Source organism: Vibrio sp. 10N.222.48.A3, from assembly GCF_041475345.1.
GTDB classification, from domain to species: Bacteria; Pseudomonadota; Gammaproteobacteria; order Enterobacterales; family Vibrionaceae; genus Vibrio; species Vibrio tasmaniensis_A.
This window is the reverse complement of the sequence record NZ_JBFRVX010000036.1, coordinates 1-11,985: the sequence shown is the minus strand read 5'-3', so window position 1 is coordinate 11,985 and position 11,985 is coordinate 1. Positions and strand designations below refer to the sequence as shown.

The window sequence follows — 11,985 nt, the reverse complement described above, 5'->3', positions numbered from 1 at the left end:
ACTCAGCTTACACACCCAACGTAACTACAAACAACAACTTGAAACCATGGCCGCTCATTTAGTCACTCTTGGACTAAAGGATTGGTCTCAAGTCGATGCGGCGTGGGTAAGACAACTTGCAAGTAAAGGCATGCGCGAAGGAATGAAAGCGAGCAGTATTGCGACTCGCTTATCGTCACTGCGCAGCTTCTTTGATTTCCTTGTCTTGCGTGGCGAAATGACCGCCAATCCAGCCAAAGGGGTTTCAGCACCTCGTAAACAACGTCCTTTGCCTAAAAACCTCGATGTTGATGAAGTCGGTCAGTTGCTTGATGTGAATGAGGACGACCCACTGTCAATTCGCGACCGAGCGATGATGGAAGTGATGTATGGTGCTGGATTACGTTTGGCTGAGCTGGTCGGTATCAATCTTAAAGATGTATTGGGTCGACAAGGCGAAATCCGAGTGATTGGTAAAGGCGACAAAGAACGCAAAGCGCCTTTTTCTGGTTTAGCGAAAGAGTGGGTTGAGAAATGGCTCAAAGTTCGTGGTGAACTAGCTTCGCCGGGTGAGCCAGCACTGTTTGTCTCGAAGTTAGGGACTCGTATCTCTCATCGCAGCGTGCAAAAGCGCATGGAAGAGTGGGGCAAGAAGCAATCTGTCGCGAGTCACATCAGCCCGCATAAACTGCGCCACTCCTTTGCAACGCATGTACTGGAGTCGAGCCAAAACCTTCGTGCGGTTCAAGAGTTGCTCGGGCATGAAAACATCTCGACAACCCAAGTGTACACTCACTTAGATTTCCAACATTTAGCACAAGCTTATGACCAAGCTCATCCAAGAGCTCGTAAGAAGAATAAAGATTAGATTAAAGGTTTAACTATGCGAATTTATCGAGGGTTAAAGCCCATCAAAGCCATGACCTTTGATTTGGATGATACCTTGTACGACAACTGGCCTGTGATCATGAAGGTTGAGAAAGAGATGGCGCAGTGGCTTTATCAAAAGCATCCTGTGTCTGCTTCTCTTTCGTTAGAAGAGTGGCAAGGTATCAAACAGCAAGTCGCCTCTGAAAACCCAGCGTTAAAGCATGATGTCACCGTGTGGCGAGAAACACAGATTAAGCGTGGTTTGTTACAACTGGGGTATTCTCAGCAGCAAGCAGAACAAGCGGCTCGTGAAGGCATAGAACACGCCTTGTGGCTGCGAAATCAGGTGGATGTGCCACAAGAAACGCATCGAGTGATGGCTGAGCTGAGCCAACGTATTCCTTTAGTTGCGATTACTAATGGCAATGTCGACCCACATAAAATTGGCTTGGGGCAGTACTTCCAATTAATCCTTAAAGCCGGTCCTGACGGCAGAGCAAAACCCTACCCAGATATGTTTGATAGAGCTCAGCAATACCTAAATTGTGACGCTGAGAATATTCTCCATGTTGGTGACCATCTTAGAACCGATGTCTGTGGAGCGAAGACAAATGGTTTCCAAGCATGCTGGTTTAATGATACTGGTTCCAATTTATATGATTCCCCTAAGGCAACAGTGCTGCCTGATGTTGAAATAGAGCAACTTAGTGATCTTATGCGATTAACTTAATGGCCGTAGTAAGCTTAATGTGTCGCATTTATGATATTGAATTGTTACATTAGTCACAATTAAATGCCTGTTTAGGCTAGGATAATTGGCGACTACTTTTGATCGGAATTTTTGATTCATAGTAGTACGGGTTCTCATTTCACTCGATTTCGAACAAGGGTTGGCATGCAAACATTTACATTTCTCGCAAATACTGAGGAGTTATTTAAGTCTCAATTTGATCAGCGAGAGTGGTGTGACAGCAAACAGTACCTTATTCAAATTTTCTCTGCTCAGTCCTCTGATATCGCTCGTCGAATTGCCAATGCAGCCCTCAATCGCATAGGGCATGCGACGTTAATCGGTCAGAGCGCCCGTTATGTTATCTGTGATAACAGCCTGAAGCATGAATGTACCTTAGTCGTCGTCAGTGAATTTAACGATACCCATTTAACGTCTACAGTTCAGACGTTTACCGGAAACCCAAATCAAGACAGCCAAGATCTCGCTTCTCAATTAAACCTTACAGAAGAAACCAAAACGGTTATCAGCTTGTGCGATCAGGTTGAAGGGCGTGACTATCCTATTTATAGCGCCTTTGAGAGTTTACCTTACGCATTACCAGTTGCTGGTGGGCTGTGCCACGAGAATGGATATGGCCGTTGGGTTATGCATAATGAGCAAACCTACCAACATGCTTGTGTTGCGGTTGCATTGACTAACCCTAGCTTAAAGATTTGGTCGGACGCGTATTCTGAGTGGAATCCTATTGGGATGAAATTGCGAGTGACACACGCAGTTGGAAATCGTTTATATGCGTTGAATGACAAGCCGGCTATCGAGGTGTTCAAACATTACCTTGCTGATGGTAAAGATCTCCCTTTTAGTCAGTTGATGAGCTTCCCCCTGTATCGAGAGCTCGGCAGAAAGAAGTGCATCTCGACGCCTCTACGTATTAATGATGATGGTAGTATTGAGTTTGATAGCCCTTGGCATGTCGGCGAAGAGGCCCAGTTTTGTTATAATCATCCTTCTTTGACCGCAGAAAAAGTGCGTCACGGCGCTGAGATGCTTGCCGTGCATCAGCCTGAATCTGTGATCATCTATAACTGTGTATCTCGACTAGAATTTATCGACAGTAAACTTGAGCTCAAACCATTTGAAGGGATAGTAAACGCGTGTGGTGCATACTGCATGGGCGAACTATATCGCAACGACGATCGCCAAGAGATACTGCATCACAGCCTTACCTATATTGCGATGAGAGAGTCGGACGAGATTAATGAGTTTCGTTGCGAAGATTTTAAGCGAGACTCAACGGTATCGCCACTACTCAACTTAGTCAGAAATGCGGTCGCAGATCTTGACAGTATGAATACTCAGATGGAGAACAAACTCCATCAACAAGCACGTCGCTTAACTGAAAGCTACCGTATTGACTCTCGCACTGGGCTACCTAACCGTATTGTATTAAAAGAACGCCTCAATACGATTTTATTCAATGAACATCTGTTGACGCTGAAGCTGACTAATTTTCATCAAGTTAACGAAAAATACGGTTATCAAGTGGGTGACCAATTACTGCTTGATCTGTCGAATCATTTTGTCAACCGATTGCACCTTAGTGTGGCTACGGAATCCAAGGTAAAGGTTGAACTGTTCAGTATTGGTGTCGGTGAGTGGGCAATTATCTTTAACGCGAGTGTCGATAGCGTGAAGATAGAGCAACGTTTCGTCGAGTTTGCTGATGGTATTGAGCATATTAATTTTGAGCCATATGGATTAACCGACATAGACTACCTTTCGGTTTCTCTGTGTGGTGGTTTCGCTAGTCGCTGTGATTTCTTAGCTGATAGCGGTGATGAGATCTTGTTGAAAGCGATTGAAGCTCGACGCTACGGGGTGCGGAACAATACTCACATCACTAATGCCAAAAACATTCAGGTGAGTGAGGAAGATCGTAAAGAACAACTAGGCTGGCTGAGCTGTGTAAGCCGCGCAATCTTAGATCAGAACATTATCACCTACTCACAGCCGATTGTGGCGTCTGGTACTCACGAAATGATTGGCCAAGAGTGTTTGGTCAGAATCATGGAGTCGGACGGTACCATTGTACTCCCTGGTAAGTTCTTACCCATTATTGCTGACACGCATCTCTATACTCGCCTTAGCCGGCACATGATTCGAAACACCATTGGCTACATGGCAAATAAGCAGAGTTCTTTTTCAATCAACCTATCCCCACAAGACTTACTGAGCGATAAGACGCTTGAGGTTCTCGAGTCAGCGATTAGTGGTATGAACGACCCTACTCGACTTGGTCTAGAGGTTCTCGAGTCTGAACAGATCAAAGATTATGGCCGCATGATAGAAGTGTGTGATCACTTCCGTGCTCTTGGGGCGAGAATCATTGTTGATGACTTTGGTTCTGGTTATTCCAATATTGATGAGATCATTAAACTTGAGCCGCAGATCATAAAGCTCGACGGTAGCTTGATTCGCAATATCGACAAAGACCCAAAGCAAAGGAATATCGCCTCTCAATTAGTACGCTTGTGTCAGGTGTTTAACGCCAAAACAGTTGCCGAATTTGTCCATAACCAACAGGTTTGTGAAATTGCAGAGCAAATGGGTGTCGATTATCTGCAAGGTTATTACTTTGGTGAGCCTAAGCGACTGTTTTAGTTATTAAAGCCCTCAGACCTTAACGTCACTTGCTTTTAAAGTGCTTCACTGGCACTGATGATGGCTCTTTAGTAGAATGAATGATGTCTAACTAGCGTCACATTATTTATCAGACGATTGTAAGTATTCCGTGCAAGCTTTATCTATAATAAGCACAATAACAAATCATTAACGTAACGATTAATGTGAATATGCAATCGACCTCTTTCCAGATACAAGACATTAAGTACACCCAGCGTGAATTGCAAAAGATAGATTTTCATCCACATGACAATCTACTGATTCAGGTGTTTTCTTCTTTCGAGAAAGATTCGGTGTTGGCTGCCTGCCAAGTAATCCAGTCGACTTTCCCCAACGCCAAATTGATTGGTTGTAGTGCTAATCACTACATCAGCCAAGGTGTAATCCTGCATAAAGGTCTCTATGTTATTGTTACTCGCTTTGAAGCGACGTCTTACACTTGTGGGGTTGTCGAATATAGCGAGCAGCCTCGACGGGATAGCCAAGCGATGTGGCAGCAGCTTGAATGTAATGCTGATACTCAAAGCATTATCTGTTTCGCCGATCGCTTGCAGATAAATAACCAAGATCTATTTTCAGCGTTTGAGCAGTCGATATATTCATTACCTGTTTGTGGCGGTGCATCGACCATTACAGAGCATGGACGATGGGTGATGCTCGATGGTATTTGCTATGAAAATGCCTATGTCATGTTAGCACTGCACAGTGTTGAACTCTCAATTACTAAGGGGTATTACTGCGAATGGAACCCCATTGGTCGTACCTTCCGAGTGACTGATGCTCAAGATAATCGGCTAGCTGAATTGGACGGTATACCTGTCCGAGAAGTCTATAATCGTTACCTCGCTGACGGTCTCGAAATCCCTTTTGAGCAACTGTATAACTTCCCCTTGATGGTCGGTGAACCCAAAGACCAGAACACTCACTTACCGCTCAAGGTGACAGAGGGCGGAGAGATCGAATTCAGTGGGTCGTTTCAGGTTGGTGATGAGGTGCGGTTTTGTTATGACCATCCTTCATTGACCCTAGAGCAAATCCGATTGGGCGTTCAACAGATTGCTTCCCATAAGCCAGAACAGTTTTTTATCTACAACTGTACCTCTCGCATTGATTTCATTGATGGCAACCAAGAGGTTGAGGTTTTCCAAGCATTAGCGGACACCTATGGCGTTTACTGCATGGGAGAGCTCTATCAAGATAATGGCCAGCAACGAATTTTGCATCATAGCCTCACTTATCTTGCGCTTAGGGAAGGTGAGGGCAAGGCGGTATTGCCATTAGAGACACAACCCGCGACCAATATTTCCCCTCTGTTTTCATTGATACGAAATGCTCTGCTTGATGTCGATGACATGAACAACAGCATGGCGAGTAAGATTCAACAGCAAGCGACCGCATTGACCGCGAGCTACCGAATTGATCGCCGTACAGGCTTACCTAACCGAAGCGTATTGCGTGAAAAGCTGTCAAAAATGAGTACCGATAGTCATTTGTTGGCTTTGAAAGTCACGACATTTGGCCAAATCAATGAGAAGTATGGCTATCGAGTCGGTGACAAGCTTCTGCATGATTTAAGCGAGTATTTTCAAAAGGCGCTGTGGCAGTTCTTTGATGAGGGGTGTCAGCTCTATAGCATTGGTATCGGTGAGTGGGCGGTGGTGTTTGATAGCTGGGTGGGGCAAGAACATATTCATCAGCGTTTTTCTGAATTTGCAGACCAAACGGAACATGTGAATTTTGAACCAACGGGGTTGCCTGATATTGATTACCTGTCGGTATCCATCTGTGCGGGTATAGCCAGCCGTCGAGATTTTCCTACGACCTCGATTGATGATTTGTTGTTGAAGGCGATTGATGCTAGGCGCAGCGCCGTGAGTCAGAACAAGCATCTAGTGAGCGCCAAGACGCTCATTCAATTGGAGAAGCATCGCCAAGAGCAGCTTGGCTGGCTGTCGTGTGTCAGTCGCGCGGTGCTTAATCAGAATATTGTGGCGTGTTCCCAACCTATTGTCTCGGCACACAGCCATCAGGTAGAAAGCTATGAGTGCTTGGTCCGAATTGAAGAGGACGGTCAGTTGATTGCACCGGGTAAGTTCTTGCCAATCATAGAAGGAACGCATCTCTATACGCGCCTGAGTCGCCAGATGATAACGCGTACCTTTGATTTTATGAGTCAGCGAACCGATTCGTTCTCAATTAACTTGGCGCCACAAGATTTTAGCAATGAGAAAACCATTCTTCACCTTGAGCAAGCCATCAAGAAAATCAGTCACCCACAGCGTATTGGCTTAGAGGTGTTAGAAACGGAACAAATTCAGGATTACGGTCGCTTGATCGAGGTGTGTAATCACTTCCGCGACCTTGGTGTGAATATTATTGTTGATGACTTTGGTTCCGGCTATTCGAACATTGATGAGATATTGAAGTTAGAACCACAAGTCATAAAGCTTGATGGCAGTTTGATTCGCAATATCGATAAAGATAAGAAACAGCGCAAGATCGCTCAGCAACTGGTGAGTTTATGTCAGATTCTGAATGCTAAGACGGTGGCTGAATTTGTTCATAACGAACAAGTGTGCCGTATTGCGGAAGACATGGGTATCGATTACCTGCAAGGTTACTACTTTGGTCAGCCTCAACGCTTATTCTGATAGGGAGAGTAGAATCTCTTTTCAAGGAACAGCTAGAGTGTGCGTTTCACGTGAAACACTAAATGGTTCAATAGATTAAAGTACGATGTAAAAAGGGTGAGCTCATGGCTCACCCTTTTTGTTTTCAGTATCTGTCCCGCCCTAAAATGTGCTTATTGCCTTCCCGTGCTCTTGCTTGATCTATTTGAGAGCATGGCCACATTTGTCGGCGTGGAATACTTTTAGATACTGTTGGTAGTAGTCATCAATGAGCTTGGCAGGTTCGCTTTCACCTAAAGATTTGAGCAACTCAATGCCCACTTCGCAAGTACACAAATGGCCACTGTCTTGATTGCGGCGCAAGGTGTAAGAGGATTCACTGGTGATGTCGAGATGAACTTGTGGGACTGCTTGTAACCACGAGCTCTTGTTAAGCATCTTCTTCGCTTCTTGCCATGTGCCATCCAAGATGATGAATAGCGGTTTACGATTCTGGGCTTGGGTCATCACAGCTTGCTGACACTCGATGCTTTGATCACTTGGGAATAACAGAAACGGTTGTCGTGTTTCATCTTCAAGCAGTGCCATTAGCTCCGCTGGTGGTGTTTTCCTTTGCCATACCAAGGACTGACACTGCTCAAGAGATTGCTGAAGCAGCTTTCCGGTGTTGGTGTCTCGCGACAGCTCATTCTCATGAGTCAATAGTACAAGATCAGTTTGGCTTTCAACCGTCGGTATTAGATGACAAACGCACTGGTGAGTGAAGCCACAACCGGGGCAAGCTTGTTGGTTACTCATGTTTACAGCTTTACTCCACTTTGTGCGGGTGAGATACCATCAGCAAACAAAACCACGTCGCTGATATCAGCATCATCTGCAACTGGAGCGACACTTGGGTTTAGCGGGTAGCTGACACCTGAGTATGACAGGGTGTGTTTTGCAGGTGTAGCACCGCCGCCACTGACATTGAAGATCAGATCCTGCCAGCCGTGGTTTTGCGATTTACCTAAGCGTATGTCGCCCTTAACCAGTGTCACTCGGCTATTGAAGCGCCAGTTATCTTGATGGTTTTCGAAAATTAGCAATGTACAGCCACCAGAGCCACACCAATCGAGCTGGGCAAGCAGTTCTTCCTTACCATCGCCATTTAAGTCGTAGGTTAACCAGCGGTACTTGGTATCGTCAGGTGAGCTGTTGTTGATCTTAAAATACTCACGGATCGCTTGGTCGACTTTTAGATCAAGTTGATCACTGGAGTTCACCTGCTTTGCGGTTAGATCAACGTTAGCGGTGGTGTTTACTTGCGCTTGTGCATTCTTAGCTTCGAATAGCACCAGACCGCCATTGGCAATCGGGTAGACAACGTTGCCCACTTTCTCTTTTTCAGCGACGAGCTTACCGTTATCGAGCGTGAAGATGCGCTCAGAGATCAAATACTGTTGCTGGTGGCGAGTCATAACCACTTGTACCTGATTTTGATTCAGTTGCTGCCAGAAGCCCTGTTCAACAATAGAAGGGTCTCCATTGCTGTATGAATAAGTCGTGATAGCACTGTGGTCATCGTTGAGTTCAAGGTTGATAGAGAATCCAGTGTTCTGCGTTGAGCTCGCGAAGTAGAGCCCACTCCAGTCCAGTGTTGAGTCTTGGTTAGAGACCGTTGCACAGCCATTATAGTTACTGTCATTGAGGTTAAGCTTGGCATGCCATCCATAGATAGAATCACTCATACCGTCGCTACAGCTCTCCTTCGTAAGGTTGAGTTTGCCTTGTGCTGTTTTACCCTCTAATTGGTAATCACGACTGCTTGGTGTGGTGCGGCTCGATTCAATATCAAGGAGCTGTGGCTGTTCGCCCATCTTGGTGTATTTGAGCTGGTCTTTATCGAAGGTTGCTGACCAAAAGGGTTCGTTACCGAATACTCGTGTTGAACGCAGTGGTTGGTCACAACGATTAGGGTTTTCTGCGGTTAGGATATTCACTTGATCAACCACGAAACGTGCCGTGAAATCTGCGTTATACCCGGTTTGGCTCGGTACGGTTAGGTGACCAATCAGCTCGCCATATAAAGCTTGGTAAGGTCTCGTTGAGAGCCCTTGTGCTTCTAGCGCTAACTCTGGAGATAAGTTTAACCAGTATTGTTGTTGGCTACCGCAAGGGGTGAAGGTTCGGCTTTCATGGCCAACCACAACCTGACCACGCATGATGAAGGTTTGCGGTTGAATGCTCAGTGGCTCATCCAAGGTTGCTGGTGGTAGTTCTGGCTTTTGGGGAGCATCTGGCGCTGTGACACAGCCTTGTAGAGTGAATGCGACTAGCCATGTCACTGGGTTTTTCATTACCTTCATGTTATATCTTCCTCGGAGCAACCGTTAATTGGATTTATTATGGCATATTGGTTATTTAAAACAGAACCCGACACCTTTTCTATTCAGACTCTGAGAGTACAAAAAACCTCTTGTTGGGAGGGTGTACGCAACTATCAGGCTCGAAACATGATGCGTGATGACGTCAAGCTTGGAGACTTGGTGATGATATACCATTCATCATGTAAAAAAGTTGGCGTGGCGGGGATCGCGAAAGTAACCAGAGAAGCCTACCCAGACCACTTTCAGTTCGACCCAGAGAGTGATTACTACGACCCTAAGTCTTCGCCCGATAATCCACGCTGGATAATGGTTGATGTTGAGTTTGTGCGAGTGACTGAACGCTTGATTCCTTTGGCAACACTTAAAGCCATGCCTGAACTGTCAGAAATGCCACTGGTTAAACGGGGCAACCGATTATCGATCATGCCGGTTACCGAACAAGAGTGGCAGGCAATATTAAGCAAAGAAATACAGGGTTCTCGATAGCGTTAGAGAGAGCTTTTTACGTAAGGTTCAAAAAAGGCAGCTAGTTGGCTGCCTTTTTATTTATTCAGATCTCTTCGACGAGACGAGATTAGAGCAGGTGCTTTTCTAGATAGTGAGCAACGGCGTCGTCTGCGTTGCTGCCAATCACTTCATTGTCTGGTAGAGCTTTCATCACTTTTTCATGTGATGTGCCCATGATTAGACCTTTACCCGCCATCGCCAGCATCTCTGCGTCATTCATGCCATCACCAAAGGCAACACAGTTATCCAGTGTTAGGTTCAATGATTTCGCAACAGCGTCTAAGGCGTGGCCTTTAGATACTTCAGCGGCCATCACTTCTAAACACCAAGGTGTTGAGAAGGCGATGTTCAGTTTGTCTCCAAACGCATCTTTTAGCTTTTGCTCAAACGTGACCAGATATTCGTGGTCTTGCTCTGGATGTGTGAAGAAGACTTTAGCAATGCCGTCGCTTGGGGCATTATCAGCTTCAAATCGCTTGTAGCTAAAGCCAGACTCACTATGGAACTTAGCGAGCATTTCGTCTTCACGGTCGAGTAGCCAATCTTCATTCTGGTACATATGAATAAAGATATTTGGATCTTGGCGAACAATATCAATAACCGGTTGAACTAATTTCTGAGGGACGTCCTGGCTATACATCAGTTGATCGTTCTGGTCGTGTACGCGAGCACCGTTTGACGTGATCATGTATGCCGGAATCCCTGCAATTTGACGAATCCCTGCTACGTCGACGTGATGGCGACCCGTAGCGAAGATAAAGGTGTAACCTTGCTCGTGTAACTTCTTAAGCGTTAGTTTGGTAAAGTCGCTTAGCTGATGGTTGGGAGCCAAAAGCGTACCATCTAAATCAGAAGCAACAATTTTCACGGAATCTTTAAGTGCAGGAATAGTCATTTAACCCTCATTGCAAAATGCTTAGCAAATATCAATACTAGCCAACGCTAGCATCGTTTTAACCACAATATCTCTAGGTGGAAATTGTATGCCAATTTCATGCAAGAAAAGAGGGCAAAGCTCACTTACTTCTCTTCCTCTTTAGCGCTTATCTTCTTGGTCGGTTACTTAGCCTATTAGCTTATTCGATCTAGGCAAAAAACTGATTGATAGCATCCAGTGTGTGATTACGGTATTCATCTTGCTCAAACAGTACCTCATGCCTAGAACCCTCAATCACCTTAAACTGGCAATCAGAGTTGGTTTTTTTCAGCTTATTGATGAACTTCACTTGAGCATCGTTACTCACAATCTTCTCTTCCCCTGCCTGAATCAATAGCAGTGGGATCTTGATTTGACGAGTTTGTTGTATTGCCTGCTTGGCGGCCATTAACCCTTGCCATACCCAGCGAGTACTTGGTCCGCCAACCTGCAAAGAAGGGGAACCGTCATATAAGCAACGGAACCACTGATAGCGCACCTTACTGTGGCTTAATAAGTTATTTTCGAAGGGCTTAGAGTAATACGCCTGTTGCCCGGGGGCATAAGTCGGCTTGGCATAGAAAGCGGTGAGAGCTTGCCCAACAAGCATTGCGATAGGCTTGAAGTACCATTCAGTATTTATCCCAAACATCGGAGCGCACAGAGTGACTTTGTCAAACGGGTGGTTGGGATGAGTTTGCAAGTAGCGAGTGGCGATTGTACTGCCCATCGAATGTGCGAGCAGGTAGCGATTGGAATACTTGCTAAGATCAAAACTGGCAATAATGTCAGACATATCTGATACGTAATCATCAAACTCGTGAATGTGACCAATGTCAGAGTCTGTTACCATACGTTCCGACTGACCTTGACCTTGGTGGTCAAATGAATAAACGTCATAACCTTGCTGATAGAAATCATAAAAGAGCTCTTGGTATTTTAAGCAGCACTCGATGCGACCATTTGAAATAACAATAGCTTTGGTGTGTGTCGGAGAAGTTAAGCTACACCAGTACAACCTTTTTTTACCAGATGATGTGACATAACCATCCTTTCGTTGTTGCCAAAGGGTGGAGATCGGGTGTTTAATCGCTTGCTCGAACTCAGGTTCTTGCGTGTATGAAAACAGGGTGGCACTGTGGTTTTCCATGGGAAATTACCTGAACTGATGCATGTGAGAGCGTCATCGCTACTAATGTTGTTAGATTAAAGAACTAGTAAGGAAATGCAAATGGATACTCATGTTTGGCTTGCTTATGTCGTCACGGCGATTTTGTTTAGTTTGGCACCGGGCTCAGGTAC

9 protein-coding genes and 1 pseudogene are annotated in these 11,985 nt (G+C 45.3%); 6 read left to right on the top strand and 4 right to left on the bottom strand.

All coding sequences use genetic code 11. From position 1 onward, the window contains the following. The 4 genes from xerC to AB4653_RS01485 form a co-directional block, all read left to right on the top strand. Positions 1-847: tyrosine recombinase XerC (gene xerC / locus AB4653_RS01500; RefSeq protein ID WP_372103145.1), on the top strand; the 847-nt coding region annotated here is incomplete at its 5' end. Between the two features lie 15 nt (positions 848-862). Next, positions 863-1,579, top strand: a complete 717-nt coding sequence (yigB, locus tag AB4653_RS01495) for a 5-amino-6-(5-phospho-D-ribitylamino)uracil phosphatase YigB (RefSeq protein WP_009848213.1) — start codon at positions 863-865, stop codon at positions 1,577-1,579. Between the two features lie 165 nt (positions 1,580-1,744). After that, positions 1,745-4,243, top strand: coding sequence for an EAL domain-containing protein (locus AB4653_RS01490; RefSeq protein WP_009848214.1), 2,499 nt, complete (start codon positions 1,745-1,747; stop codon positions 4,241-4,243). A 191-nt stretch (positions 4,244-4,434) separates the two neighbouring features. Next, positions 4,435-6,915 carry an EAL domain-containing protein gene (locus AB4653_RS01485; RefSeq protein WP_009848215.1) on the top strand — a complete coding sequence of 827 codons (2,481 nt, stop codon included), beginning with the start codon at positions 4,435-4,437 and terminating at the stop codon, positions 6,913-6,915. A 180-nt stretch (positions 6,916-7,095) separates the two neighbouring features. Here the strand turns inward: AB4653_RS01485 and AB4653_RS01480 are convergent, their stop codons facing one another. Together AB4653_RS01480 and AB4653_RS01475 are read right to left on the bottom strand one after the other, a co-directional pair. Then, positions 7,096-7,692, bottom strand: coding sequence for a tRNA-uridine aminocarboxypropyltransferase (locus tag AB4653_RS01480; protein WP_009848216.1), 597 nt, complete (start codon positions 7,690-7,692; stop codon positions 7,096-7,098). Positions 7,693-7,694: 2 nt separating this feature from the next. Then, on the bottom strand, positions 7,695-9,239 hold the full coding sequence (locus AB4653_RS01475) for a COG3650 family protein (RefSeq protein ID WP_009848217.1): 1,545 nt from the start codon (positions 9,237-9,239) through the stop codon (positions 7,695-7,697). Between the two features lie 39 nt (positions 9,240-9,278). On the opposite strand from AB4653_RS01475, the gene AB4653_RS01470 reads away from it, so the two are divergent. Then, complete coding sequence (locus tag AB4653_RS01470) at positions 9,279-9,746, top strand: EVE domain-containing protein (protein ID WP_017098543.1); 468 nt, start codon at positions 9,279-9,281, stop codon at positions 9,744-9,746. A gap of 88 nt (positions 9,747-9,834) precedes the next feature. On the opposite strand, the gene AB4653_RS01465 is transcribed toward AB4653_RS01470, so the two are convergent. Both AB4653_RS01465 and AB4653_RS01460 read right to left on the bottom strand, forming a co-directional pair. Next, entirely contained in the window at positions 9,835-10,662 is an 828-nt protein-coding gene (locus tag AB4653_RS01465) for a Cof-type HAD-IIB family hydrolase (RefSeq protein WP_009848219.1), read from the bottom strand. 190 nt (positions 10,663-10,852) lie between these two features. Further along, a complete protein-coding gene (locus tag AB4653_RS01460) occupies positions 10,853-11,833 on the bottom strand; it encodes an alpha/beta fold hydrolase (protein WP_009848220.1) in 981 nt (326 codons plus the stop codon). Positions 11,834-11,914: 81 nt separating this feature from the next. On the opposite strand from AB4653_RS01460, the pseudogene rhtB reads away from it, so the two are divergent. After that, positions 11,915-11,985, top strand: a pseudogene (gene rhtB / locus AB4653_RS01455) (homoserine/homoserine lactone efflux protein); the annotation flags it as partial.